We start from the raw sequence: 23,039 nt of genomic DNA, 5'->3' as shown, positions 1-23,039 counted from the left end.
ACTATCGGCCACGGCTCTGCCGTGGCGGGTGAGGACCGGAAGACGCGCCGCCGCCGGGGGCCGGAAACGGCGACCCGGGGACCACCGGCGTGGCGTCGGCGTCCGCCTGGTCGGCCGGGGCCGGCCGGGGCGGGCTCGGCCGACGGTGCGCACCGGCCCGGGGCAGCCCGTCGGAGGGACTGACCGCGCCGGCCGGGACCGGGATCTCCTGCGCCGGAGGGGCGGCCTGCGGCGCGGTCGCGACCCGCCAGGTGTCCCGGCCCCCGTCCTTGGCGGCGTAGAGCGCGTCGTCGGCCGCGTCCAGCACCTCCTGCCCGGTGCCGGCGTGGTCCGGATAGACGGCGATGCCGATGGAGACGGTGACCCGCACCGGCAGCGACGCGCCGTGCGCGTCCACGGTGATCGGGGTGTCCCGGATCGCCGCACCGAGCCGCTCGGCGACGATGGCCGCGCCCCGGGCGTCGGTCTCCGGCAGCAGCAGCACGAACTCCTCGCCGCCCTGCCGGAACGCCAGGTCGACCTCGCGGATCTCGCCGCGGACCCGCCGGGCGAACTCGGCCAGGACGGTGTCGCCGGCCGTGTGCCCGTGGGTGTCGTTGACGGCCTTGAAGCGGTCCAGGTCGAGGGCGAGGACGCTGAGCATCCGCCCGAACCGGCTGGCCCGCTCCACCTCCCGGCGGATCGACTCGCGCAGGTAGCGGTAGTTCCACAGACCGGTCAGCGGATCGGTCAGCGACAACCGCTGCGCCTCCTCGTGCACCCGGACGTTGTCCACCGCCACCGCCGCGTGTCCGGCGAAGGTGCGCAGGGTGATCAGGTCGTCGTCGTCGAACTCGTCTCCGCCGAGCCGGTCGTACAGCGCCAGCACCCCCAGCGCCCCGACCGCCGTCCCCTCGGTGCCGTCCCACCGGGCCGACGGCTCCGGACCGTCGGCGGACGCCGGGGCGGCGAACGGCACCGCGACGTACGTCCGGCAGGGCGGCTCCCCCGGGGCCACCTCACCGGGCTCCACACGGCCACGCCGCGGCTCCCCGGTCACCGCGACCGCGCCGACCGCGCCGTTGCCGAGCGGCACCCGGTGCGGGCCCGGGCGCTCGTCCGCCGGGCCCGGCCCGTCGAGGCCCTCGGTGCACTGCGCGACGAGCGCGCCCCCGGGGTCGACGAGCAGCACGGCGCCGGCCCGCGCGCCGGTCGCCGCTATCGCGCTGTGCAGGATGACCCGCAGGATCCGCTGCCGGTCGTGGGTGCTGGCCAGCGTGTCGCCCAGCACCGCCAGATGCCCGCGCAGCTGGTCGCGGCTGCTGGTCAACGCCGCCACGTACGTGCCGGTCTCCCGGGTCATCCGGTTGAAGGCCCCGGCGAGGCGGCCGATCTCGTCACGGCTGCGCACCGGCACGCGGGCGGTCAAGTCTCCCCGGGCCACCCGGTCGACCGCCCCGGCCAGCTCCATCAGCGGTCGGGTGGTCACCCCGGCCAGCCGCCCGGCCGCCGCCACCGCCAACAGGGCGGCCAGCAGGACGGCGGTGGTCAGCGCGACGTAGAGGCCGGGCGGCCGGTCACTGGGCACCGACAGCACCAGTGGCAGGGGTTGCCCCACCGACGGGCCGACCCGCCGCACGTACCGGCCGTCGGCGGTCCCGGTGACCCGCTCGCCGTCGAGCGTGCCGGCGGCGGCCAGCACCGCGTCGCGTACGCCGGTCGACTCGGTGCTGTGCCGGAGCCGGACGGGCGCCCCGGCGCCGTCGAGAAGGGTGATCGCCACGCCGGTCACGGCCGCGAGTCGCGCCACGAAGGCCGTATCGACGGGCTGCGCGGCGGTGACCGTCCCCAGCGCGGCGCCGGCGCGGTCACGCAGGTCCACGCGGACGGACAGGGCACCGACCGGGCCGGCGGGCGTGGTGGCGGCGGAGCAGTCGCGCCACGGCGCGGGTGGGGCGGCGGGAGTCGCGTGGGTGACCCGGCCCGTGACGTCGGTGACCAGCACGGCGGAGGCCAGGCCGCGGCTGACGACCTGGGTCGCGGCGACGGCCCGGTCACCGGCCAGGGCGACCGCGTCGGCAGCGGCGCGCAGCTGCTGGCAGAGGGCGTCCACCGAGGTCCGCACGGCCGCCGCGGCCACCGCCAGCCGCTCGGCGGCGCGGCTGCGGTCGGCCGCGACCACGGTCGAGCCCACGAAGAACGCTCCGAGCAGCACCGGGCCGAGCACCACCGCGAGGAAGGCTGCGGTGAGCCGCCCGCGTAGCGTCACTCGGTCCCCCCGGAAGTTCCGCCGGCCGATGCTTGCGATGCTGACACAGTGCTACGACAGGATCGGCGTTGCGTCAGGAGTGTTGCGTGCCGGATTTTTCTGATGGAGCGGAAGTGACCCATGAGGCGAAGCGGGACACGCGGGCCGCGCTTCTCGCCCGCCGTCGGGCGCTGGACGCGCCGCGCCGGGCGGAAGCCGCCGCGCGCGTCCAGGCCGAGCTGGTCTCGGTCGTACGCCGACTGCGCCCCCACCGCATGACCGCGTACGTCCCGGTGGGCTCGGAGCCCGGCGGGGCGGACCTGCCGGCGGTACTGCACGCGGCGCTGCCGCCGGGCGGGGAGCTGCTGCTGCCGGTCCTCCGGGACGACCTCGACCTGGACTGGGCCGCCTGGAGCGGCCCGGACGCGCTGGTCGCCGCCGGCCGGGGCATGCGCGAGCCGGCCGGCCCCCGGCTCGGGGTGGACGCGGTCACCGGTGCGCAGCTGGTGGTGGTGCCCGGCCTGGCGGTGGACCGACGGGGGCTGCGGCTGGGCCGGGGCGGCGGCTCGTACGACCGGGCACTCGTCCGGGTGCCGGCCACCGTGCTGACCGTGGTGCCGCTGCACGACGGTGAGCTGGTCGACGCGTTACCGGCCGAGCCGCACGACCGACCGGTGCGCGCGGCGGTCACGCCCGCCGAGGGCCTGCGTACCCTGGACCCCGCATTCGCCGACGGTGAGGGTGTCGCGCCCCACACGTCCGCTGGACGAATCCGGGGGCGATGACGCACCATTGGCACTCGAAGTCGTCGAGTGCCAACAGGCCGTGCCAGATCCGGAGGAGAACGTGCCCACGTACCAGTACGCCTGCACCGCGTGCGGCCAGCAGCTCGAGGCGGTGCAGTCCTTCTCGGACGAGCCGCTGACCGAGTGCCCGGCCTGCGAGGGACGGCTGCGGAAGGTCTTCAACTCCGTCGGCGTCGTGTTCAAGGGCTCCGGCTTCTACCGCACCGACTCCCGGTCGTCCGGTTCCGAGACCAGCACCGGCGGTTCCGGCAAGCCGGCGAAGCCCACCGGCGGTGACTCCGGCTCGTCGTCGAGCGGCTCGACCTCGTCTCCGTCGACCTCGAACGGCTCCTCCGGGTCGTCGGCGTCGTCCGGCTCGACCAGCGGCGGTTCGTCCAAGGCCTCGGCGGCCACCGCCTCCTGACCTCGCACCACGGACGCCGGCCCCGGGTGTGACCCGGGGCCGGCGTCCGTGGTGCGGTCGGCGTCAGTCCCAGTGCGGAGGGCGTTCGGCGAGCAGCCAGTCGTCGTTTCCGCCGCCGCGCTCGCCCCAGCCCCGGTCGGTGTCGTCGGAGGTCTGCTCGGGCAGCACCACGAAGTCGTCGTCGGACAGGTCGACCGTCCGCTCGTCGTCCTGTACGCCCGGCACGCCCGGATCCTCGGTGCTCACGACCGGAAAGACTAGCGCAGCGAGGGTGAACGACACGGGCGTCGGCGCGTGTCACCGCCGGCACTCGCGGTGACCACCGCCCGCCCGCTCGCCCGGCCGGCCCCACGGCGGGTCCAGGTCGAAATGACGCACTCACATCTCACCGCCGGCCCGGCCCGAGGCCCCGACCGGCTGCCCCGGCGCGGCGGCGTTGGTAGCGTCGGACGGCGTGACGACCCCCGGCACCGACCCGGACGACTACTGGCGGCGGCCCGACCCGGCCCAGGACAGGCCCGCCGGCCCGTTCGACGAGAAGGGCGAAGCAGGCTACGCCGGCCCACCGCCCACCACGCCGCCCCCGGCCGACTGGCGGCCGCCGGTGCACGTGCAACCCCCACCGCCCCGGCGACTGCCGGACCAGGACATGGCCGAGCTGGACCTGGCCGAGCAGCGTGCACAGCGCCTCACCCAGGGAATCGGGGTGGGCGTGGCCGTGGTGCTGGTGATCCTCGTCTGCCTGCTCTGCTCCCGGCTCGTGTTCTGAGGCCCGGGCGATCCGTCAGAGGGTGTTGCCCCAGACCGCCTCGGCGCCCGAGTGCCCGGTGAGGTAGACGTACACGAGGCTGGCGGCGCCCAGCGCGACCACCACCACCGACAGGGCCGGGGTCAGCCAGAACGGCAGTTTCGGCAGCCGGGGGTGCCCGCTGGTCACCACGAGCAGCGCCACCGCCGCGATGCCGAGCGGCAGGGTGTAGCGGAACAGCAGGTCGCCGTAGCGGGAATGCTCGAAGATCTGGTCCACGATCGGCCCCTGCAGGCCCCGGGCCACGAAGACGTCGGTCAGGCGCTCGCCGGACTGCACCGCGAACCAGCAGGTCGGCAGCGCCACCACCGCCGCACCGAGCACCGCCCAGTCCAGGCGGGACCGGAACCGGGGCAACGCCACGTACGCGATGGACAGCAGCGCCAGCAGCGGCACGAACACGACGACCGCGTGCACCACCAGCACGTGCGCCGGTAGACCCATGATCTCCTCGAACATCGACACCTCCGGCGGTACGCGGTCGCGGGCTGCCAGCGTACGGTGCGCCGGCCGGCCCGCCCAGGGCTCTCACCCGGCTACACGCGCCACACTGGGGTCCGGTTCACCCCGTCGCGTGCCCGTATCGGCTGTGGCCGGGGCCACCTGTACGAGCACGACGGTTGTCGCTCCCCGGTCGACGTGCTGTCATTGGCGCATGTCAACCGGGGAGGACCTGCTCCGGTCGCGCGGCCTACGGGTCACCCGACCGCGCCTCGCCGTGCTCGACGTGCTGGCCGGCGGCGGCCACCTCGAGGTGGACGAGATCACCCGGCGGGTCCGCGAGCGCCTCGACTCCGTCTCCACCCAGGCGGTGTACGACGTGCTCGGCGCGCTGTCCCGGGCCGGGCTCTCCCGGCGGATCGAGCCGGCCGGCAGCCCCGCCCGGTACGAGGCGCGAGCCGGCGACAACCACCACCACGTGGTGTGCCGGGGCTGTGGCGAGATCGCCGACATCGACTGCACGGTCGGCAGCGCCCCCTGCCTCGACCCGCACACCGCGCACGGCTTCGAGGTGGACGAGGCGGAAGTGACCTTCTGGGGTCTCTGCCCCACCTGCCAGACCCGTCGCGCCGCCGACGACTGACCCGTTCGACCCGGCCCGCGCCGCCGCGCCGTGGCACTCTTGGTCGGTGGACTCCGATGACCTCGGCCTCTTCGGTCCGGGATCGGTCACGTGGAAGGTGCACGAGGAGCCGATCCTGATCGTCGCCGGCCTGCGCTCGCTCTACCTCCAGGCCCTGCACCCCCGCGCGATGGCCGGGGTGGCCCAGAACAGCAACTACCGCACCGACGCCTGGGGGCGTCTGGTCCGCACGGCGACCTACGTGGCGACCACCATCTACGGCACCACCGCCGAGGCGGAGGCGGCCGGGGCCCGGCTGCGCCGGCTGCACGCCCGGCTACGGGCCACCGACCCGTTCACCGGGGAGGCGTTCCGCGTCGACGACCCCGACCTGCTGCGCTGGGTGCACGTCACCGAGATCGAGTCGTTCCTCGACACCGCCCGCCGGGCCGGGTTGCCGCTGACCGACGACGAGGTCGACGGCTACTACACCGAGCAGCGGCGGGCCGCCGCCCTGGTCGGCCTGGACCCGGAGACCGTGCCGGGCACCGCCGCCGAGGTGGCGGACTACTACCGACGGACCCGCCCCGCGCTGCGGATGACCCGCGAGGCGGCGGAGACGGCGCTCTTCCTCACCGCTCCCCCGCTGCCCTGGAAGCTGAGCCTCCCCGCCCGCGTCGGGCTCAACCTGGGCCCGCCCCGCTGGGCGTACCTCGGCATCGCCGGCACCGCGTTCGCGCTGCAACCGGGCTGGGCCCGCCGGATGTACGGCGGCCTCGGCCTGCCGACCACCGCGCTCTCCGCCGACCTCACCGTACGCACGCTCCGGCTCGCGCTCGCCACCCTGCCGCGCCGCTGGCGGGAGGGCCCGGTGCAGATCGCGGCGAAGGAACGCGCCGCCCGACTGACCGCCGCCCCGGTCACCGGCTGACCCGGTTCAGGCCGACGTCTCCCGGAGCTCGGTCGGGGTCTCCCGGACCTCGGTCGGGCGGTCGACGGCGGCCCAGGGGTCCTTGCCCGGCGTCTGGGCACCGACCGGACAGGTGCGCCGGTAGTCGCACCAGCCGCAGCGCGGCCCGGGTGCGGTCGGAAAGGTCTCGTCGGCGTCGGCGCCCCCGGCGACCGCCTTCTCGGCGGCCATGATGTCCCGGGCGGTCTCCTCGGCCCGGTTGAGCTGGCGGGCCAACGACTCCGGGGTGTGGTCGTGCGCGGCGACCGTGCCGCTGGGCAGGTGGTGCAACTCGACCCGACGGCACGGGCGGCGGAACGTCCGCTCCGCCGCGTACGCGTAGAGCGCCAACGCCTGGGAGCCCCGCGCGTCGTCGGCGTCCAACCCGGAGCGCCCGGTCTTGTAGTCGACGATGACCAGCTCGGGCCCGTCCGGCCCGGGGCGGGAGTCGATCCGGTCGGTGCGGCCGTTGAACGCCAGCACCCCGGTCTTCACCGCCACCACCCGCTCGACGCCCAGTGGGTCGACACCGGGCTCCAGCGTCTCGACGTACGCCTCCAGCCAGCCCAGGGCCCGACGGTACGCGGCGCGCTCCTGCTCGTCGTCGCGGTAGCCCTCACGGACCCAGGTGCCCTTGAGGAGCGTGGCGAGCGCCTCCGGCCGGCGCCGGTCCACGGGCAGCGCGTACCAGTTCTTCAGGGCGGTGTGCATGCTGGCGCCGAGCGAGTTGTGGGCCCACGGCGGTCCCTTCGGCGGGGCCGGGCGGTCCACGTAGGAGTAGCGGTACCGCCGGGGGCACTCCTCGTAGGCCCCTAGCTTGCTGGGCGTGCAGACGAACAGCCGCTCCGGCATGCCCTCGAAGCCGAGCTGCTCGGGCTGCGCGTCCCGGGGTCGCGGCGCCCGCCCACCCGCGGGGGTGGGTCGGCCGGAGGAGGAGGCTCGTCGCACGCCTGCGATCCTGCCACCCACCCCCGACAGCGTCGGCGGCGGCGCTCAGGTCATGTTGACGTACTGCGTCACGAACGCGGCGATCGCGTCGGCGATCAGCTGCACCGCGATGGCCGCCAGCAGCAGGCCCGCGATCCGGGTCAGCACCTCGATGCCGCCCGGCCGCAGGATCTTGACGATCCCGCCGGAGAAGCGCAGCACCACCCAGACCGCGACCATCACCGCGACGATCGCGGCGGCGATGGCGGTGAAGTCGGCCGTGCCGTCGGCCTGCTGGACGAAGAGCATGGTGGCCACGATGGCGCCGGGACCGGCCAGCAGCGGCGTGCCGAGCGGCACCAGCGCGATGTTCGACGTGACCTGCTGGCTGGGGTCGTCGGCCTTGCCGGTGAGCAGTTCCAGCGCGACGAGCACCAGCAGCAGTCCGCCGGCCGCCTGCAGGGCGGGCAGGTCCACGTGCAGGTAGTCGAGCAGGGTCTGCCCGGCCACCGCGAAGATCACGATCACCCCGAGCGCCAGCGCGACCGCCTGCCACGCCGCCCGGTTACGGTCGCGGGCCGGCAGCGGGCCGGTCAGCGCGAGGAAGATGGGCATCATGCCCGGCGGGTCGACGATCACCAGCAGGGTCACGAAAACCTCGCCGAAGAGCTTGAGATCCACCCGATCAACCTAGTCCTGCCGCCGAGAGCCGAAACGCGGATCAGCCGTAAGCGACGCCGGTCACCCCGGAGGACTCGGCCACGATCCGCTCGTACGCCTCCTCGGTCGTGGTGTGCGCTCCCAGCCGGACCGTCTTGTGCGTGCCGTGGAAGTCCGACGATCCGGTCACGATCAGGCCCAGCTCCCCGGCCAGGGCGCGGACGTGCGCCCGCTCGGCCGGCGAGTGGTCCTCGTGGTCGGCCTCCAGGCCGGCCAGCCCGGCCGCCGCCAGCTCGGCGATCAGCGCGTCCGGCACGATGCGTCCCCGCCGGGTGGCACGCGGGTGGGCGAACACCGGCACTCCGCCGGCCGCCCGCACCAGCCGCACCGCGTGGAAGACGTCGATGTCCTCCTTCGGCAGCCGGTACCGCTCACCCAGCCAGTCCGGCCCGAACGCCTCGGTCGTGGTCGCCACCAGGCCGGCCCGGATGAGCGCCTGCGCGATGTGCGGCCGCCCCACCGTTCCGCCGGCGGCGCCGGCGAGGATCTCCGGCCAGCTCACGTCGATGCCGTCGGCCCGTAGCAGCGCCACGATCCGCTCGCCCCGTTCCTCCCGCGCGGCCCGCACCCGGGCCAGCTCGGCCACCAGCTCCGGGGCGTCCGGATCGAAGAGGTACGCGAGCAGGTGCAGGGGCACCGCCGGTTCCGCGCCGAACCAGCGGCAGGAGATCTCCGCACCGCGTACCAGGCGCAGGCCCGGTGGCAGTGCCCGCACGGCGGACGCCCAGCCCGCGGTCGTGTCGTGGTCGGTCAGCGCCAGCACGTCCAGCCCGGCCTCGGCCGCCGCCCGGACCAGCTCGGCGGGGGTGAGCGTGCCGTCGCTGGCGGTCGAGTGGGCGTGCAGGTCGATCCGCGAACTCATCGCCCGACGCTACCGGGCCGGCCGAGGCGCCCTCGTCAGGACCCGGCGTCCGTCACCGGCAGTACGCGGGCGCCGGGCGCGAGGCCGGCGACCGGGTTGGACGACACCTCCCGGCCGGCCACCACCGCGGCGGCCTCGACCTGGACGAGCAGTCCGTCGGCGGTCGCGTGGAGCGCCGTGTCCGACGTCCATGCCACCTCGCCGGCGACCGGGGGCCCGGCCGGGCGGGCGGTCGGGGTGGTGGCGGCGAGGTCCACCAGCAGCGCCGTGTCCCGGCCGTTCACCAGCAGCCAGCGCCCGTCCGGTGAGACCCCGCCGCGGCCGTCGCCGGTCAGGGCCGGGCCGCACGTCGTACGCGTGGGGGCCAGGTCCCGGGCGGGGTCGAGCAGGGCGAGGCAGGGGCGGCGTGGCGTGCCGGCGGAGATCTGGGCGACGACCACCCCGGTGGGGCCGGTGCCGTGGATGTGGGTGGTGGTCCGGTCGCGCCCGACGGAGACCTGCCCGGTCGGGGGATGCCACAGCGCGTGGCCGGGCCGCTCGGGGTGGAGGCGGATCAGCACCCGGTCGCCGGCGAACCCGACCGGGAACGCGGCGTCCGGCGCCGCCCGGCGGACGACGGCAATGACCTTGTTGTTGAGGATCGCGCCCTTGCCGAGTTGCGTCCCCTCCCGCCAGGCCACGTGGCGGCCGTCCCCGCTGAGCACGATCTCGTCGGCTCCGGAGAGCAGCACCTGCGGCGGGCCACTGGGCCGGACGGACCAGAGGGACCGGCCGGCGGCCGTCGGACCGCCGACGACCAGCCAGCCGACGCTGTCACGGGTGCGCTGGACACGGTCGACGGGCCGCAGACCGGCCAGCGTCAGCCGCCGCCCGTCGGCGGTGGCCAGCACGTCGCCCACGACGAGGTCGACACCGACCGGCAGGTCGACCGCCGGCCCGGGGGGAGCCACCTGCTGCGGCGCGGGCGGAAGGCTCGAGGCGTACGGGTCGCCGAGCACGACGACCGTCCCGTTCGGCATCCTCGGCTCCCTGCCGAGCTGGGCCATTCCGGTGCTGACCGCCACCGTGGTCACCGCGGCCAGGGCCACGCCCGCCAGGGTGCGCCGTCGCTGGGACCGGGCGGCTCGTCGGATGGCCACACCGGCCGGGTCGGCGGTCAGCCGGGGCGGGACGGCGACCTGGCGCGCGAGGGTCTCCCGCAGCGCCTGCTCCAGCTCGTCCCGGCTCATGCTCCTTGAACGCCCCGGGGCGTCCGTGCGGTTGTCAGGACGGCTCGGGGAACCGGTCACCGTCGCTCCCCGGTGCCGGCCGGCAACGCGGCTGCCTCGGCGGGACGGTCGCCCGAGGTCTGCCGGAGTGATCCGGCATCGGTGACGACCGGTGCCGTCGGCGCCTGTCGGACCGACGTTCCACCGGTCACCTCCGGCGCACCGGCTCGGGTGTCGGCGACCGGCACGGCAGCGACGGTGGCTGTCTCCGGGCCGGAGCCGACCGGACGGGATCGGCCGCGACCGGTGGAGGCGGCCGCCCGACCGTCGGGGCGGGCAGCGCGCGGGGCGGGCACCGCCGGCTCGACCGGCAGGTCGACCGTGGTGGCGTCGACGCCCATCCGGCGGCGCAGCGTGGTCAGGGCGCGGGAGGTCTGGCTCTTCACCGTGCCGGGCGAGATGTCCAGCAGGGCGGCGGTCTGCGCCTCCGACATGTCCTCGTAGAAGCGCAGCACGAGCACCGCGCGCTGCCGGGCGGGCAGCGCGCTCAGGTGCCGCCAGAGCAGGTCCCGGTCGAGCTGCCGCTCGATCTCGTCGGCGGCGGCCCGCTCGGGCAGGACCTCGGTGGGCCGCTCACCGTGCCAGCGTCGGCGCCACCAACTGGTCGACGTATTGATCATGACCCGTCGGGCGTACGGCTCGACCGCCTCGATGCCACCGAGCCGCTTCCACGCCAGGTACGTCTTGGTCAGGGCGGTCTGCAACAGGTCCTCGGCGGTCGCCCAGTCCCCGGCCAGCAGGTACGCGGTCCGCAGGAGCGCGCCGGAGCGAGCCGCTACGAACTCGCGGAACTCCTCCTCCCGCGGGTCCCTGCTCTCCACCGTGCACCTCCACGACCTGCCCTTGCTGGCAGGCTGTCACGGAAGATGGTGCGCTGGTGATCCGATGTTCGGTCAGAAAGTTTCACGCACCGTCGTCGGCCTTGGCCTCGTCCGCTTCCTTGCCCAGCCGCGCCTCGACCGCCTGCGGCTCGTACATCTCCTCGACGACGCGCAGGTAGAGCTCATTCGGGTTGGGCAGGTTCTTGATCTCCCGGAGCGCCTGGTCCTGGCCGGCCGACTCCAGCACGAACGTGCCGTAGTTGAGGGCACGACCGCTCGGGCTCTGCTCGTACTTCATGTCGGTGACCCGGGCCAGCGGCATCATGGCCACCTTCCGGGTCACGATGCCGTTGACGACCATCACCCGCTTGTTGGTCAGGATGAAGCGGTCGTACCACCAGTCGGCGACCTTCCAGGCCACCCAACCCATCACGGCGAACCAGAGCAGCACCGCGATCGTGGTGAGCGCCCCGACGTCCTGACCGGCGAGGAAACCGGAGAGGTAGCCGAGCACGAAGGTGGCGGCGATCCCGACGGTCAGCGGAACGGCGAGGTGGATCCAGTGCCGCTTCCACTCGCCCCGGTAGCGCTCGGTGGGAAAGAGGTAACGCGCGACCAGCGAGCTGGGCTCGTCCTCCAGAGGCAGCACCCGGCGGGGCGTCCCGCCGGCCGCGTCGGCCCGCAGGCCCGCCAGCTCGTCCTCGGAGATCTGCGGCGGCTGGTAGCCGGCCTGCGGATCACGGACCCAGGCGCGACCCGAGCGATCCTCACCCGGGTAGCCGCCGTAGCCGACGTCGTCGGAGAACAGGGAGTCGTCGGGGGCACCCGGACCGGGACGGGGGCCAGGCCCGTCGTCGGGGCCGACCCGGGGGATCGGCTCGGTGTCGCGTTCCCGGCGCTCCCGGTCGGGGTCGTCCGGGTCGAACGGTGGACCGGAGGGGCTTCCCATCGGCGGCTAGGCGACGAGGCTGGTGAAGAAGTCGCCGAACCCCTGAGCGATGTCCATGATGCCGCCGCCCAGCGACTTGAACACATCCGCCGCAGAGTTTGGCCGGTAGGCGACGAAGAAGATCAAGAATGCGATTCCGGCCCAGGTGAGGACCTTCTTGACCATGGCGGGCCATCCTCTCGCGCGGTGCCGGGTCCCATTACCGCAGCGGCACCCAGAGTATCAGTGTGATGTCGTACAGTGAATATCTGCGTCCGTTGTCTGACATTCCGGCTCGACTGTCAAGCCTTCCCGTGCAGATACGGACTTGGTGCGCCGTACACGAGCTCGGGTGGCGTCCACTCGGTGAGGTCGTGGAGCACCACGTCCTCGGCGAGCAGATGTCCCGCACTCGCCGGCCAGGCTATCGCATGCAGCCACATTCCCCGAGCCTCGCCCGCGTACGCGCTTCGATCCGTCGGAGAATTCACGAGCCACAGTGGAGTCGGGTGACCGGCCACCCTGATCCTCGCCTGGCCGACGTGCTCCGGGTGACCCGGCCCGGGGTCGGTCAGGGCCTCGGCGAGTTCCGGTCCCGGATCCGGGCCGACGATTCCCGCGAAGCGGGTGCCGAGCCCGACCCCCGGCTCCTCGGCCACGAAGACCACGTCGGCGGGACCACCGCCGAGCGGCTCCGGCCCGGCGCAGGCGACCGCCGTGGCGCGTACGCCGGTGCGGTCGTCACCGGCGTACGCCACGCCGGTGACGGTCCAACCAGGCGGTAACGGCCAGGGGCACCAGAGCGGGACCACCGGTCGGCCTGGCGGGTCGGCGGCGGCGGTGATCCGGTCGACCACACTGGCCACGATCTCCGCTCCGATGTGCTCGGGCACGTGCAGCGGGGGCACCGGTCCGCAGTCGACGCAGCGCGACTCGGAGTGCATCAGGTCCGGCGGACGGATCTGACCCCCACATCTCGGACAACTCACCGCGACACTCACCATCCCACCGTCGTCCTCCTCCGCCGTGGCGTCAAGCGGAGCGGCGGTTTCGACGCCGACCGGGGCCAGGGTCAGGCCGGCGGCGGCCCGGCGTACGCGCGGATCCAGGCGTGCATGGCGATGCCGCTCGCCACGCCGGCGTTGATCGACCGGGTGGAGCCGTACTGGGCGATCGAGACGAGCTGGTCGCACGCCGCACGGGCCGCTTCGGACAGACCCGGCCCCTCCTGCCCGAAGAGCAGGACGCAGCGGCGGGGCAGGGTGGTGGTCTCCAGCGGCCGGCTGCCGGGGAGATTGTCGATGCCGACCACCGGCAGGTCCGCGCCGGCCGCCCAGGCGACGAACTCCTCGATCGTCGCGTGGTGACGGACGTGCTGGTAGCGGTCGGTCACCATCGCGCCCCGCCGGTTCCAGCGGCGCCGACCGACGATGTGCACCTCGGCGGCGAGGAAGGCGTTGGCGTTGCGGACGACCGTGCCGATGTTGAAGTCGTGCTGCCAGTTCTCGATGGCCACGTGGAACTCGTGGCGCCGCCGGTCCAGGTCGGCCACCACCGCCTCATGCCGCCAGTAGCGGTACCGGTCGACGACGTTGCGCCGGTCGCCCTCCGCGAGCAGCTCCGGGTCGAATCGGGGGTCGTCCGGCGGGTCACCCGGCCAGGGGCCCACGCCGACGTCGAGCTGGTCACCGGTCACGGTCTCCAGAGGGTACGGCCCACCTGCGGCGTTCCCCGGGCCGGGCCTGGGGTTAAGAGGGGACCCTTCCTCTACTCCAGGCGTTAACGAGGGGCCCTTCCTTACTCCTCAGCGAAGGGCGAGGGCGGTGCCGAGCCGCTCCAGGAGACGGCGGTCGGCGGGGACCGTCGCGCCGTCCGGAAGGGCGCGGCAGACGCGGGCCGCCACCGACTGCACCCACTGTCGGTACGCCGCGGAGTCGGCCGGGTCGGCGCGCCGGTGCAGGACCCGCACTGCGGTCCGGCAGGCGGCCAGGAGGTCCACCAGGTCGATGGGCCGGCCGGCCGGTGTCGCTCCCTCGTCCCCGGCGTAGATGGCGGCGACCACGGCACGGACCAGGTCGCTGTCGAAGGATCGCCCCGCCGCGACGGCGTCCAGGCCGGCCAGACCGGCGGCCACCGGACACTCGGGGCGCCCCGGAGCGGGCGACACGGCGGCCACGAGGACCCGGCCGGGCAGACCGGTCAGCAGGTCCCACTCGGCGGCGGAGTAGACGGCGGTGGTCGCCGGTGCGGCGCGGCGCCCGGCAGAGGACGGCTCTCCGGCGACGGAGTGGCTCATGGGGACCTCCGGCGCCAGCATATGCCCGGCATCTACGGAAATGGGCCCCTTCCCGCCGGAAAGGGGCCCACCGTCGTACGCCGGGTTCAGCGCGGCTCGGGAAAGCTGGGCCGCTCGGGGTCGACGCCCTCGGGCACGGCCGCGGCCGCGTACTCCTTCTTGGGGACCATGACCTTGCGGCGGAAGACGCAGACCAGCGTGCCGTCCTGGTTGTAGCCGCGGGTCTCGACGGCGACCACGCCCCGGTCCGGCTTGGAGGACGACTCCCGCTTGTCCAGCACCGTCGTCTCGCCGTAGATGGTGTCCCCGTGGAACGTCGGGGCGACGTGCCGCAACGACTCGATCTCCAGATTCGCGATCGCCTTGCCGCTGACGTCCGGCACCGACATGCCGAGGAGGAGCGAGTAGATGTAGTTGCCGACCACCACGTTGCGCTTGAACTGGCTCGACGTCTCGGCGTAGTGCGCGTCCATGTGCAGCGGGTGGTGGTTCATCGTGAGCAGGCAGAAGAGGTGGTCGTCGTACTCGGTGACCGTCTTGCCCGGCCAGTGCCGGTAGACCGCGCCGACCTCGAACTCCTCGTAGTAGCGGCCGAACTGCATCCTTGTCCCCTTCGACGGGCGGCGATGGAGTTCGGCACAGCATGCCTTACCGCTGGTTAAGGAGAGCCCTGGGGCGCGCGCCGTGGGGAAATGTCACACCGGCCACACCTGGGGGGAGACGCAATGAGCGGCGGGGCCCTCCCCGGCACCCGCCGCCCACGCTCTGATGAGAAAGATTCTGCACGAGCGGGCACCCGGTGGACAGAGACCAGGATCACATTTATCTTTTTGTAACACTACTCTGGGTAACCGTTGGTCGCGCCGACGGCGATCTCCGCAGCCCAGATACCCGCTTGTCAGGGCGCACATTACCGATTCGTAGTGCTCACGGGCCGCGATCTCCATGGAAACGCTCCCATCACGTCTGGTCACGCAAATGCGGCGTGCACTTGCGCTTCGCGGTTGCACAGCCACCGACGGGGGTCGATGGAAGGTGGTCAAGGTGCCAGGCTCGACCGGACGTTTCGCGCCGGGGTGGTCGGGAATTCCACGAGGTACGCCCTGGTTCCACCAGACGTAGCTGTTCCGCGTGATCGGAGAGATTCGCATGGCAACCGTTGAGCTGACCACGGCAAACTTCGACGAGGTGACCGGCAGCGAGGGCATCGTGCTCGTCGACTTCTGGGCCGAGTGGTGCGGTCCGTGCAAGCGGTTCGCCCCGGTCTACGAGCGATCCTCGGAGAAGCACCAGGACATTGTGTTCGGCAAGGTCGACACCGAGGCGCAGCAGGAACTGGGCGCGAAGTTCGACATCCGCTCGATTCCGACGATCATGGCCATCCGCGACGGCGTGATCGTGTTCGCCCAGCCGGGCGCCCTCCCCGAGTCGGCCCTGGAGAACCTCATCGAGCAGGTTCAGGCCCTCGACATGGACGACGTTCGGAAGAAGCTGTCCGAGCACAAGCACTGACCCCATCGCCACGACGGCCGGGCCCGCAGCGGGTCCGGCCGTCGTCGCATGTCCGCACGGCGCGCCCCGCTTGCACACTTCTCGTACGCGTGTTCGAATACAGGTCATGCGCTGGGACAACCTCTCCGCTCCCCCGGACGAGGGGCCTCCCGACGGGTCGGCGCCAGCGACTCCACCCCTGCCGCTGGCGCTGCCCGGCGCCATCGCCCGCACCTTCGACACACCCGGCTTCGCCGGGATGACCTTCTACGAGGTGCAGGCCAAGTCCATCATCAACAAGGTGCCCGGCGGCTCACGGGTGCCGTTTGAATGGACGATCAACCCGTACCGGGGCTGCACCCACGCATGCACCTACTGCTTCGCGAGAAACACCCACACCTATCTGGACCTCGATGCGGGCGCGGACTTCGACCGGAAGGTGGTCGTCAAGGTCAACGCCGGCGAGCTGGTCCGGCGGGAGCTGGCCGCGCCACGGTGGCGGGGGGCCCACGTCGCGATGGGCACCAACGTCGACTGCTACCAACGGGCCGAGGGGCGCTACCGGCTCATGCCGCAGATCATCGCCGCACTCCGCGACTTCGCGAACCCGTTCTCGATCCTCACCAAGGGCACCCTGATCCTGCGGGACCTTCCGCTGCTGCGGCAGGCCGCCGAGGTGACCCGGGTCGGGCTGTCGTACTCGGTCGGTTTCGTCGACGAGCGGCTGTGGCGTACGGCGGAACCGGGCACGCCGAGTCCCCGCCGTCGCCTCGACGCGGTCCGCACCCTGACCGACGCCGGGTTCGAGGTGAGCGTGCTGATGGCGCCGATCCTGCCCGGCCTCAGCGACGACGACGAGTCGATCGAGGCAACCGTCGCCGCGATCGCCGCCGCCGGGGCGGCCAGCGTCACGCCGATGGCGTTGCACCTGCGCCCCGGTGCCCGCGAGTGGTACGCGCGCTGGCTCGGCCGGGAGTTCCCCCACCTGGTGCCCCGCTACCGGGAGCTGTACCAGGCGGGGGCGTACGCGCCGCAGTCGTACCAGCGGGAGCTGACCGCGCGGGTGCGGATCGCGTCCCGCCGCCACGGCCTGCACCGGGGCGAGCGCGGCGACAACCGCCGCCTGCCCGCTCCGACACCCCCGCCACCCGCCGCCGAGCAGTTGAGCCTGCTGTAGCGGTACACCCGGACCGTCGACGTTAGAGTCGGCGGGTGCGCTCCGCTCAGCAGATCCTCGCCGACTCCGCCGTGATCGCCGTCGTGGGCGCGTCCCGCGACCCCGGCAAGGCCGCGCACAGCGTGCCGTTGCAGATGCAGCGGTACGGGTGGCGCATCATCCCGGTCAACCCGACCGCCGACGAGCTGTTCGGTGAGCGGGTCTACCGGTCGCTGGCCGACGTTCCGCACCCGGTCGACCTGGTCGACGTGTTCCGGCCGGCGCAGGACGCGGTCGAGGTCGTCCGGCAGGCCGTGGCGATCGGCGCGCCGGCCGTGTGGTTGCAGCTCGGCATCGTGTCCGCCGAAGCGCGGCGGATCGCCACCGAGGCCGGAATCGACTACGTCGAGGACCGTTGCCTGATCGTCGAACGCTCCGCCGCCGGCCTCACCCGGCTCGGCTGAATCCGGTCGCCCGGACGGCTGCCGACCGGCATGATGCCCCGATGCCCATGCCCTCCCCGACGCTGCTGCGGTGGCAGCTGGACCTGACCTGGTCGCTGTTCGAGTACCACCTCGAACGACTGGAACCGCCGGACTTCCTCTGGGAGCCGGCGGAGCACTGCTGGACCATGCGGCCGGCTGCCGGCGGCGGGTGGACGGCCGACTGGGCGGACACCGAGCCCGATCCGGTCCCGGTGCCGACGATCGCCTGGCTCACGTGGCACCTCGGGTGGTGGTGGTCGACGGCGGCCCACCAGGTGCACGGGCGGCCGGCCCCGTCGCGCGAGGACGTCCGCTGGCCGGGCCCGGGCGGGCCGGCGATCTCCTGGCTGCGCGACGTGCGGGACCGGTGGATCGCCACGCTGGACGGTCTCACCGACGACGATCTGGCGGCCCCGGCCGGCTTCCCCTGGCCGGCGGACAGCGGGCACACCGTCGCCCACCTGATCGCCTGGGTCAACGCCGAGTTGATGAAGAACGTGGCCGAGATCGGCCAGCTCCGGCTGTTGCGCGCGGCCCGCGTTGCGCAGGTCGACGGGTCGCGCTCGGGACGTACCCTCTGATCGTGTCGCCGTGGCGGTCGGAGGCCGCGCCTCCTCCCCTGGTCGACCCACGCGGGCTGTGGGCGCGCCGTCTCGTCGCGCTCCTGGTCGGTGGTGTGGCGGGCGCCGTGGTGGTCGGCCTGGTGCTGCGGATGCCGCTGGACGCCCTGGACACCAACGAGGTCGACCTGCCGATCTGGCTGCTGACCGGCGCGCTGCTGCTGCTCAACGGGAGGTGGCGGCCCCGGCGACGGCGCCGGCTCGTGTGGCAGGCGCGGGTGGCCGGATTGCACGGCTTCGCACCGGGTCTGGTGGCCCGTCGCTCTGTCGCCGGCTGGGCCCAGGTGGTGGGCGAGATCGGCATCGTCCTGCTCCTGCCGCTGATGCTGCTCGCAGTGCTGCCGGACCGGGAATGGACCCGGGTGGTGCACGTCGTCGTCGCGGCCGCCGCCGGAATGTCGGCGGGTCGGGTCGTCTACGACGTGGCACGGTTCACCGGCGCGCTGGCGCTGACCGCCGACGGGATCCGTCAGGAACGCCGGTGGCACGACTGGTCGAACATCGACGAGATCCGCCTGAACCGCGCCGACGGGCACGTGGACGGCGTCTACCTGCGGCCCCGGGTGTGGCGGCCGACGGGCCGGGAGCGCGTGGTTGGCGGCCGGACGGTCGCCGTACCGGACGAGCGGCTGCTCGCCGCGATCGATCACTACCGGACGCGGTCGGAGGCACTGGCGGTCGGCCTCCCGGTCACCTCGCCCGAGCCGGCCGACGCTCACCTGCCGCGTTAAGAAGGGGCCCCTCCTCTACCGGAGGCGTTAAGAAGGGGCCCTTCCTTGCACCGTCAGAGCTTGTATTCCTTGAGCAGACCGCGGGAGATGATGGTCTTCTGGATCTCCGAGGTGCCCTCGCCGATGAGCAGGAACGGGGCCTCCCGCATGAGGCGCTCGATCTCGTACTCCTTGGAGTAGCCGTAGCCGCCGTGGATGCGGAATGCCTCCTGGACGACCTCGGCGCAGTACTCGGAGGCGAGCAGCTTGGCCATGCCGGCCTCGACGTCGTTGCGCTGGCCGGCGTCCTTGAGCCGGGCGGCGTTGACCATGAGGGCGTGCGCGGCCTCGATCTTCGTACCCATCTCGGCGAGCTTGAAGGCGATCGCCTGGTGCTTGGCGAGGGGCTGGCCGAAGGTGCGCCGCTGCTGCGCGTACGCCACGGCGAGCTCGAAGGCGCGGAGGGAGATGCCGCAGGCGCGGGCGGCGACGTTGACCCGGCCGACCTCGATGCCGTCCATCATCTGGTAGAAGCCGCGGCCGACCTTGTCCGCACCGCCGAGCACCGCGGAGGCGGGGACGGTCACGCCGTCGAGGACCATCTCGGTGGTCTCGACGCCCTTGTAGCCCATCTTGTCGATCTTGCCGGGGATGGTGAGGCCGGGGGCGGTCTCGCCGAAGCCGGGCTCCTTCTCCAGCAGGAAGGTGCTCATGTTGCCGTAGACGGAGTCGGCCCCGGTGTCGGTCTTGACCAGGGTGGCGACCACCGAGGAGTACGCCCCGTTGGTCAGCCACATCTTCTGGCCGTTGAGGACGTAGTTGTCGCCGTCGCGGACGGCCTTCGACGTGATCGCCGAGACGTCGGAGCCACACTCCGGCTCGGACATCGAGAACGCGCCCCGGACCTCACCGGTGGCCATCTTCGGCAGCAGGCGGGCCTTCTGCTCGGCGGAGCCGTGCTGGGAGACGAGGTACGCCACGATGAAGTGGGTGTTGACGATGCCGGAGATCGACATCCAGCCCCGGGACAGCTCCTCGACCACCAGGGCGTACGTCAGCAGGGACTCGCCCAGCCCTCCGTACTCCTCGTCGATGGTGAGGCCGAACAGCCCCATCTCCTTCATCCCCTCGAGGATGTCGGCCGGGTACTCGTCGGCGTGTTCCAACCTCTGGGCGTGCGGGATGATCTCCTTGTCCGCGAACTCCCGGACGGTTTCCAGGATCGACCGCTGCACATCGGTCAGGCCGGGTGTCTGGGCGAGTCGGGCCATCTCAGCCTCCGGGGATCGGCGCATTACTCGTGGGTAACTGAACGCTCGGTCAGTATCGACCTCTCGGCGGGCGAGGCCAAGGTGACCAGTCCACACAACCGCTGTGAAAAGGTTCACCGCTGGGGGTAGCGTCCGGCAAGAGGACGAGTGCCCCCACCGGCAGGAGGACCAGTCGCGTGAGCCAGCCACCGCAGCCGCCGGGCCCCCCGGACCCGGACCGGACGCCGTCGCCCTGGGAGCAGCCCGCCCCCGGTTCCGAGCCACCGACGTACGGACAGCAGCCCGCCCAGGACCCGTACGGACAACCTTCGTACGGACAGCCCGCGTACGGCCAGCCCTCGTACGAGCACCCCGGTGAGCAGCCGCACGGGCAGCAGTGGGGTCAGCAGCCCCCGTACGCCCCGCAGCCGCCGTACGGCCAGTACGGTCCCCCCGGCGGACCGGGCCGGGGCCCCGGCGGCGGGACGAACGTGCTCGCGATCCTCACGCTGGTGGCCGCCTTCGTCTTCGCCCCCGCCGGCATCGTCCTGGGTCACCTCGCCAAGCGGCAGATCCGCACCACCGGCGAGGAGGGTGGTCAGCTCGCCACCTGGGGACTGATCCTCAGCTACGCCTTCACCGGGCTCGGTCTGCTGGTCTGCTGTGGCTGGATCGCGCTGGCCGCCCTCGCCGGCAACGACGGGCGGACGGGGTACTGACGGTCAGCGGAACTGGGCCTCGCGGACGCTGTTGCCCCCGTCCACCACGAGCATCTGCCCGGTGATGTACGACGCGGCGGGCGAGCAGAGGAACGTGATCGCCGACGCCACCTCGTCCGGGGTCCCCGGTCGGCCGACCGGCGTGCCGAGACCCTGCTTGATCTCGGCCATGGTGGACGCGGCCGTGTAGATCGTGCCCGGGGCCACCGCGTTGACGGTCACCCCGTCGGCCACCATCTCCATGGCCAGCGCCCGGGTCAGCCCGACCACGCCCGCCTTGGCCGCCGCGTACGCCGCCTCGGTGGGCAGCGCGTTGACCGGCCCGGCGGTGGCCGCCAGGTTCACGATCCGGCCCCAGCCGCGCTCCGCCATGCCGCCAATGAAGGCCCGGCTGCACAGGAAGGCGGTGGTCAGGTTCCGGTCGATCTCCCCGCGCCACTCGTCGTAGCTGAGCTGGGCGACCGGGCGCAGCACCTCCGGGCTCGCGCGGCTGGCCAGACCCGCGTTGTTGACCAGCACCTCCACGTCACCGAGCTGCTCGGTGACCGCGTCGGCGAGCGCACCCACCTCGGACTCGTCGGTGAGGTCGGCGACGAAGCCGGTCACCCCCAGCTCCCCCGCCCGTTCGTGGATCCGGCGGGTGGTGGAGACGATGGCCACCCGGGCGCCCAGGTCGGCGAGCCGCCGGGCGGTCGCGTACCCGATGCCGTCCGGACTGCCCGCGCCGGTCACCAGGGCGACCTTCCCGTCGAGCCGCATGGTCACCGGCTCCGGGAGCGCCCTGCCGGACCCGTCCGCGGCCCGCGCGTCAATCGCCATGCCAGGATCCTGCCCCCTCGCCGCGGTCCGGGCAACGCGGCACCCGGTACGGGATCTCCCGGTTGTGCGCGGCTGGCTACCCTGACGGCGCGCGCATCCCCAGCCGATGGAGAACAGACGATGACATACCCCCCGCCGTCCGGTGGTTGGTCCGACCCGTCGTGGTCCGGTCAGCAGTCCGGCCCTCCGGCCGATCCGACCCTCGCCGCCGGCAGCCCCGTCCCCGCCCAGCCCGGTGGCGACCCGTACGCACCCGGCAACCCGTACGCCGGGGCGCAGCAGCCCACCGGCCCGTACGCCGCGCAGCAGCCCACCGACCCGTACGCGGTCGGCTACCCGCCGGCACCCTACGGCGGGTACGGCTACCCGCCGCCGCAGCAGAAGACCAACGGCCTGGCCATCGCCGCGCTGGTGCTGGCCCTGGTCGGCATCGGGTCCTGCATCACCGCCCCGATCGGAGCGATCCTCGGTCACGTGGCGCGCAAGCAGATCCGGCAGACCGGTGAGGGCGGCGAGGGCATGGCGAAGGCGGCCATCATCGTCGGCTGGATCCTCACCGGCCTCCTCGGCCTGCTCATCGCCTTCTACGTCGTGGTCGCCGTCATCGCGGTCACGTCCGAGAGCGGCAGCAGCAGCTCCAGCTGGTGAGACGCACCGTGCCGCCCCGGCCGGGCCGGGGCGGCACGGGTCACGGGCGGCGCTACTCGGCCGATGGGGTGAACGTGGACGTCCGCGTCATCCCGGCCGCGCGGCCCTTGGCAGCGATCACCAGCGCCATCTTCCGGGACGCCTCGTCGATCATCTCGTCGCCGAGCATCACCGCACCCAGCCGGCCGCCGGCCTCCGAGGTGTAGTGCTCGTACGCGTCGAGGATCAGCTCGGCGTGGTCGTAGTCGGCCTGGGCCGGCGAGTACACCTCGTTGGCGGCGTCGATCTGGCCCGGGTGCAGCACCCACTTGCCGTCGAAGCCGAGCGCCGCCGAGCGCTTGGCCACCTCGCGGAACGCGTCCACGTCGCGGATCTGCAGGAACGGGCCGTCGATGGCCTGCTTGTCGTGCATGCGGGCGGCCATGAGGATGCGCATCAGGATGTAGTGGTACGGGTCGCCCGGGTAGTCCGGGATCAGCGCGCCCACCACCAGAGACTTCATGTTGATCGAGGCCATGAAGTCGGCCGGCCCGAAGATGATGGTCTCCACCCGGGGCGACGCGGCGGCGATCGCGTCCACGTTGACCAGACCGGCGGCGTTCTCGATCTGCGCCTCGATGCCGATCCGGCCGACCGCCAGGCCGAGGGTCTTCTCCAACTGGGTCAGCGTCATGTCGAGCCACTGCACCTGGGCCGCGTTCTGCACCTTCGGCAGCATGATGCAGTCGAGGTTCGCGCCGGCGCCCTCGACCACCTCGATGACGTCCCGATAGGTCCACGGGGTGGTGAGGTCGTTGACCCGTACGACGCGGGTCTTGCCCGCCCAGTCGCCCTCGTTGAGCGTCGCCACGATGTTCTTGCGGGCGTCCGGCTTGGCCAGTGGCGCGACCGCGTCCTCCAGGTCGAGGAAGACCTGGTCGGCGGGGAGGCCCTGGGCCTTGCCGAGCATCTTGACGCTGGAACCCGGTACCGCGAGGCAGGACCGGCGGGGGCGACCGACTGCGGCCATGGATGCGCTCCTTCCAGCGTCCGGCGGACATGCCGACGCCAGCTGACGGACGTT

29 protein-coding genes are annotated in these 23,039 nt (G+C 73.0%); 12 read left to right on the top strand and 17 right to left on the bottom strand.

The annotated features are described in order from the left end of the window. Nucleotide 1: 1 nt before the first annotated feature. Entirely contained in the window at nucleotides 2-2,248 is a 2,247-nt protein-coding gene (locus tag ACTMSW_RS00560) for a diguanylate cyclase (protein ID WP_441178378.1), read from the bottom strand. 86 nt (nucleotides 2,249-2,334) lie between these two features. Here ACTMSW_RS00560 and ACTMSW_RS00555 point away from each other — a divergent pair, with 86 nt between their 5' ends. Both ACTMSW_RS00555 and ACTMSW_RS00550 read left to right on the top strand, forming a co-directional pair. Next, nucleotides 2,335-3,012 (top strand): 5-formyltetrahydrofolate cyclo-ligase, encoded by a 678-nt coding sequence (locus tag ACTMSW_RS00555; protein WP_441178377.1) that lies wholly within the window; start codon nucleotides 2,335-2,337, stop codon nucleotides 3,010-3,012. Between the two features lie 61 nt (nucleotides 3,013-3,073). Further along, a complete protein-coding gene (locus ACTMSW_RS00550) occupies nucleotides 3,074-3,436 on the top strand; it encodes an FmdB family zinc ribbon protein (RefSeq protein ID WP_441178376.1) in 363 nt (120 codons plus the stop codon). Between the two features lie 63 nt (nucleotides 3,437-3,499). Here ACTMSW_RS00550 and ACTMSW_RS00545 read toward each other — a convergent pair whose 3' ends face one another. Continuing rightward, nucleotides 3,500-3,682, bottom strand: a complete 183-nt coding sequence (locus ACTMSW_RS00545; protein ID WP_441178375.1) for a hypothetical protein — start codon at nucleotides 3,680-3,682, stop codon at nucleotides 3,500-3,502. A gap of 208 nt (nucleotides 3,683-3,890) precedes the next feature. Here ACTMSW_RS00545 and ACTMSW_RS00540 point away from each other — a divergent pair, with 208 nt between their 5' ends. Then, nucleotides 3,891-4,205, top strand: coding sequence for a hypothetical protein (locus ACTMSW_RS00540; protein WP_441178374.1), 315 nt, complete (start codon nucleotides 3,891-3,893; stop codon nucleotides 4,203-4,205). Nucleotides 4,206-4,220: 15 nt separating this feature from the next. Here the strand turns inward: ACTMSW_RS00540 and ACTMSW_RS00535 are convergent, their stop codons facing one another. Further along, entirely contained in the window at nucleotides 4,221-4,703 is a 483-nt protein-coding gene (locus tag ACTMSW_RS00535; RefSeq protein WP_441178373.1) for a DUF2231 domain-containing protein, read from the bottom strand. 196 nt (nucleotides 4,704-4,899) lie between these two features. Here ACTMSW_RS00535 and ACTMSW_RS00530 point away from each other — a divergent pair, with 196 nt between their 5' ends. Next, entirely contained in the window at nucleotides 4,900-5,328 is a 429-nt protein-coding gene (locus ACTMSW_RS00530; protein ID WP_441178372.1) for a Fur family transcriptional regulator, read from the top strand. Between the two features lie 46 nt (nucleotides 5,329-5,374). After that, nucleotides 5,375-6,238 carry an oxygenase MpaB family protein gene (locus ACTMSW_RS00525; protein ID WP_441178371.1) on the top strand — a complete coding sequence of 288 codons (864 nt, stop codon included), beginning with the start codon at nucleotides 5,375-5,377 and terminating at the stop codon, nucleotides 6,236-6,238. 6 nt (nucleotides 6,239-6,244) lie between these two features. Here ACTMSW_RS00525 and ACTMSW_RS00520 read toward each other — a convergent pair whose 3' ends face one another. The 11 genes from ACTMSW_RS00520 to ACTMSW_RS00470 all read right to left on the bottom strand — a co-directional run bounded on the left by ACTMSW_RS00520 (nucleotide 6,245) and on the right by ACTMSW_RS00470 (nucleotide 14,680). Continuing rightward, complete coding sequence (locus ACTMSW_RS00520; protein WP_441178370.1) at nucleotides 6,245-7,204, bottom strand: RecB family exonuclease; 960 nt, start codon at nucleotides 7,202-7,204, stop codon at nucleotides 6,245-6,247. Between the two features lie 45 nt (nucleotides 7,205-7,249). Further along, nucleotides 7,250-7,864, bottom strand: coding sequence for a MarC family protein (locus ACTMSW_RS00515; RefSeq protein WP_441178369.1), 615 nt, complete (start codon nucleotides 7,862-7,864; stop codon nucleotides 7,250-7,252). 40 nt (nucleotides 7,865-7,904) lie between these two features. Further along, the gene (locus tag ACTMSW_RS00510; RefSeq protein ID WP_441178368.1) at nucleotides 7,905-8,765 is read right to left on the bottom strand and encodes a PHP domain-containing protein; all 861 of its coding nucleotides are present in this window, start codon (nucleotides 8,763-8,765) and stop codon (nucleotides 7,905-7,907) included. 35 nt (nucleotides 8,766-8,800) lie between these two features. Further along, the gene (locus ACTMSW_RS00505; RefSeq protein ID WP_441178367.1) at nucleotides 8,801-9,994 is read right to left on the bottom strand and encodes a hypothetical protein; all 1,194 of its coding nucleotides are present in this window, start codon (nucleotides 9,992-9,994) and stop codon (nucleotides 8,801-8,803) included. Between the two features lie 56 nt (nucleotides 9,995-10,050). Then, nucleotides 10,051-10,854, bottom strand: a complete 804-nt coding sequence (locus tag ACTMSW_RS00500; protein WP_441178366.1) for a SigE family RNA polymerase sigma factor — start codon at nucleotides 10,852-10,854, stop codon at nucleotides 10,051-10,053. 82 nt (nucleotides 10,855-10,936) lie between these two features. Further along, nucleotides 10,937-11,803, bottom strand: coding sequence for a PH domain-containing protein (locus tag ACTMSW_RS00495; protein WP_441178365.1), 867 nt, complete (start codon nucleotides 11,801-11,803; stop codon nucleotides 10,937-10,939). Between the two features lie 6 nt (nucleotides 11,804-11,809). Continuing rightward, nucleotides 11,810-11,968: a hypothetical protein gene (locus ACTMSW_RS00490; protein WP_007455302.1), complete on the bottom strand. Its 159-nt coding sequence runs from the start codon at nucleotides 11,966-11,968 to the stop codon at nucleotides 11,810-11,812. A gap of 116 nt (nucleotides 11,969-12,084) precedes the next feature. Continuing rightward, complete coding sequence (locus tag ACTMSW_RS00485) at nucleotides 12,085-12,786, bottom strand: DUF6758 family protein (protein ID WP_441178364.1); 702 nt, start codon at nucleotides 12,784-12,786, stop codon at nucleotides 12,085-12,087. A gap of 68 nt (nucleotides 12,787-12,854) precedes the next feature. After that, nucleotides 12,855-13,478: a TrmH family RNA methyltransferase gene (locus tag ACTMSW_RS00480; protein WP_441178363.1), complete on the bottom strand. Its 624-nt coding sequence runs from the start codon at nucleotides 13,476-13,478 to the stop codon at nucleotides 12,855-12,857. A gap of 108 nt (nucleotides 13,479-13,586) precedes the next feature. Continuing rightward, the gene (locus ACTMSW_RS00475) at nucleotides 13,587-14,099 is read right to left on the bottom strand and encodes a hypothetical protein (RefSeq protein ID WP_441178362.1); all 513 of its coding nucleotides are present in this window, start codon (nucleotides 14,097-14,099) and stop codon (nucleotides 13,587-13,589) included. A 65-nt stretch (nucleotides 14,100-14,164) separates the two neighbouring features. Continuing rightward, the gene (locus ACTMSW_RS00470; RefSeq protein ID WP_155329015.1) at nucleotides 14,165-14,680 is read right to left on the bottom strand and encodes a MaoC family dehydratase; all 516 of its coding nucleotides are present in this window, start codon (nucleotides 14,678-14,680) and stop codon (nucleotides 14,165-14,167) included. A 547-nt stretch (nucleotides 14,681-15,227) separates the two neighbouring features. Between ACTMSW_RS00470 and trxA the strand changes: the two genes are divergently transcribed. The 5 genes from trxA to ACTMSW_RS00445 all read left to right on the top strand — a co-directional run bounded on the left by trxA (nucleotide 15,228) and on the right by ACTMSW_RS00445 (nucleotide 18,561). Beyond that, complete coding sequence (gene trxA / locus ACTMSW_RS00465) at nucleotides 15,228-15,590, top strand: thioredoxin (RefSeq protein WP_357028804.1); 363 nt, start codon at nucleotides 15,228-15,230, stop codon at nucleotides 15,588-15,590. A gap of 106 nt (nucleotides 15,591-15,696) precedes the next feature. After that, nucleotides 15,697-16,746, top strand: a complete 1,050-nt coding sequence (locus tag ACTMSW_RS00460; RefSeq protein WP_441178361.1) for an Rv2578c family radical SAM protein — start codon at nucleotides 15,697-15,699, stop codon at nucleotides 16,744-16,746. 35 nt (nucleotides 16,747-16,781) lie between these two features. Continuing rightward, nucleotides 16,782-17,189 (top strand): CoA-binding protein, encoded by a 408-nt coding sequence (locus ACTMSW_RS00455; RefSeq protein ID WP_441178360.1) that lies wholly within the window; start codon nucleotides 16,782-16,784, stop codon nucleotides 17,187-17,189. Nucleotides 17,190-17,230: 41 nt separating this feature from the next. Then, nucleotides 17,231-17,791 carry a DinB family protein gene (locus tag ACTMSW_RS00450; protein ID WP_441178359.1) on the top strand — a complete coding sequence of 187 codons (561 nt, stop codon included), beginning with the start codon at nucleotides 17,231-17,233 and terminating at the stop codon, nucleotides 17,789-17,791. Between the two features lie 2 nt (nucleotides 17,792-17,793). Beyond that, nucleotides 17,794-18,561, top strand: a complete 768-nt coding sequence (locus ACTMSW_RS00445) for a hypothetical protein (RefSeq protein WP_441178358.1) — start codon at nucleotides 17,794-17,796, stop codon at nucleotides 18,559-18,561. Nucleotides 18,562-18,614: 53 nt separating this feature from the next. Here the strand turns inward: ACTMSW_RS00445 and ACTMSW_RS00440 are convergent, their stop codons facing one another. Beyond that, nucleotides 18,615-19,811 carry an acyl-CoA dehydrogenase family protein gene (locus ACTMSW_RS00440; protein ID WP_441178357.1) on the bottom strand — a complete coding sequence of 399 codons (1,197 nt, stop codon included), beginning with the start codon at nucleotides 19,809-19,811 and terminating at the stop codon, nucleotides 18,615-18,617. A 176-nt stretch (nucleotides 19,812-19,987) separates the two neighbouring features. On the opposite strand from ACTMSW_RS00440, the gene ACTMSW_RS00435 reads away from it, so the two are divergent. Then, entirely contained in the window at nucleotides 19,988-20,509 is a 522-nt protein-coding gene (locus ACTMSW_RS00435) for a DUF4190 domain-containing protein (RefSeq protein WP_441178356.1), read from the top strand. A 3-nt stretch (nucleotides 20,510-20,512) separates the two neighbouring features. Here ACTMSW_RS00435 and ACTMSW_RS00430 read toward each other — a convergent pair whose 3' ends face one another. Beyond that, complete coding sequence (locus ACTMSW_RS00430; protein WP_441178355.1) at nucleotides 20,513-21,328, bottom strand: SDR family NAD(P)-dependent oxidoreductase; 816 nt, start codon at nucleotides 21,326-21,328, stop codon at nucleotides 20,513-20,515. 120 nt (nucleotides 21,329-21,448) lie between these two features. Here ACTMSW_RS00430 and ACTMSW_RS00425 point away from each other — a divergent pair, with 120 nt between their 5' ends. After that, complete coding sequence (locus ACTMSW_RS00425) at nucleotides 21,449-21,976, top strand: DUF4190 domain-containing protein (protein WP_441178354.1); 528 nt, start codon at nucleotides 21,449-21,451, stop codon at nucleotides 21,974-21,976. 52 nt (nucleotides 21,977-22,028) lie between these two features. Here ACTMSW_RS00425 and ACTMSW_RS00420 read toward each other — a convergent pair whose 3' ends face one another. Continuing rightward, complete coding sequence (locus ACTMSW_RS00420; protein ID WP_441178353.1) at nucleotides 22,029-22,985, bottom strand: HpcH/HpaI aldolase/citrate lyase family protein; 957 nt, start codon at nucleotides 22,983-22,985, stop codon at nucleotides 22,029-22,031. Between the last annotated feature and the right edge of the window lie 54 nt (nucleotides 22,986-23,039).

It is taken from the genome of Micromonospora sp. BQ11, from assembly GCF_052068135.1.
Classification (GTDB): domain Bacteria; phylum Actinomycetota; class Actinomycetes; order Mycobacteriales; family Micromonosporaceae; genus Micromonospora.
This window is presented reverse-complemented; position numbering and strand designations above follow the sequence as displayed.

What these genes read in the sequence shown, in the direction of transcription:
- ACTMSW_RS00535 (WP_441178373.1), bottom strand. Translation starts at nt 4,703, where the DNA reads ATGTTCGAGGAGATCATGGGTCTACCGGCGCACGTGCTGGTGGTGCAC.
- ACTMSW_RS00495 (WP_441178365.1), bottom strand. Translation starts at nt 11,803, where the DNA reads ATGGGAAGCCCCTCCGGTCCACCGTTCGACCCGGACGACCCCGACCGG.
- ACTMSW_RS00530 (WP_441178372.1), top strand. Translation starts at nt 4,900, where the DNA reads ATGTCAACCGGGGAGGACCTGCTCCGGTCGCGCGGCCTACGGGTCACC.
- ACTMSW_RS00505 (WP_441178367.1), bottom strand. Translation starts at nt 9,994, where the DNA reads ATGAGCCGGGACGAGCTGGAGCAGGCGCTGCGGGAGACCCTCGCGCGC.
- ACTMSW_RS00470 (WP_155329015.1), bottom strand. Translation starts at nt 14,680, where the DNA reads ATGCAGTTCGGCCGCTACTACGAGGAGTTCGAGGTCGGCGCGGTCTAC.
- ACTMSW_RS00425 (WP_441178354.1), top strand. Translation starts at nt 21,449, where the DNA reads ATGACATACCCCCCGCCGTCCGGTGGTTGGTCCGACCCGTCGTGGTCC.
- ACTMSW_RS00475 (WP_441178362.1), bottom strand. Translation starts at nt 14,099, where the DNA reads ATGCTGGCGCCGGAGGTCCCCATGAGCCACTCCGTCGCCGGAGAGCCG.
- ACTMSW_RS00420 (WP_441178353.1), bottom strand. Translation starts at nt 22,985, where the DNA reads ATGGCCGCAGTCGGTCGCCCCCGCCGGTCCTGCCTCGCGGTACCGGGT.
- ACTMSW_RS00440 (WP_441178357.1), bottom strand. Translation starts at nt 19,811, where the DNA reads ATGGCCCGACTCGCCCAGACACCCGGCCTGACCGATGTGCAGCGGTCG.
- ACTMSW_RS00460 (WP_441178361.1), top strand. Translation starts at nt 15,697, where the DNA reads ATGCGCTGGGACAACCTCTCCGCTCCCCCGGACGAGGGGCCTCCCGAC.
- ACTMSW_RS00510 (WP_441178368.1), bottom strand. Translation starts at nt 8,765, where the DNA reads ATGAGTTCGCGGATCGACCTGCACGCCCACTCGACCGCCAGCGACGGC.
- ACTMSW_RS00490 (WP_007455302.1), bottom strand. Translation starts at nt 11,968, where the DNA reads ATGGTCAAGAAGGTCCTCACCTGGGCCGGAATCGCATTCTTGATCTTC.
- ACTMSW_RS00430 (WP_441178355.1), bottom strand. Translation starts at nt 21,328, where the DNA reads ATGGCGATTGACGCGCGGGCCGCGGACGGGTCCGGCAGGGCGCTCCCG.
- trxA (WP_357028804.1), top strand. Translation starts at nt 15,228, where the DNA reads ATGGCAACCGTTGAGCTGACCACGGCAAACTTCGACGAGGTGACCGGC.
- ACTMSW_RS00485 (WP_441178364.1), bottom strand. Translation starts at nt 12,786, where the DNA reads ATGGTGAGTGTCGCGGTGAGTTGTCCGAGATGTGGGGGTCAGATCCGT.
- ACTMSW_RS00450 (WP_441178359.1), top strand. Translation starts at nt 17,231, where the DNA reads ATGCCCATGCCCTCCCCGACGCTGCTGCGGTGGCAGCTGGACCTGACC.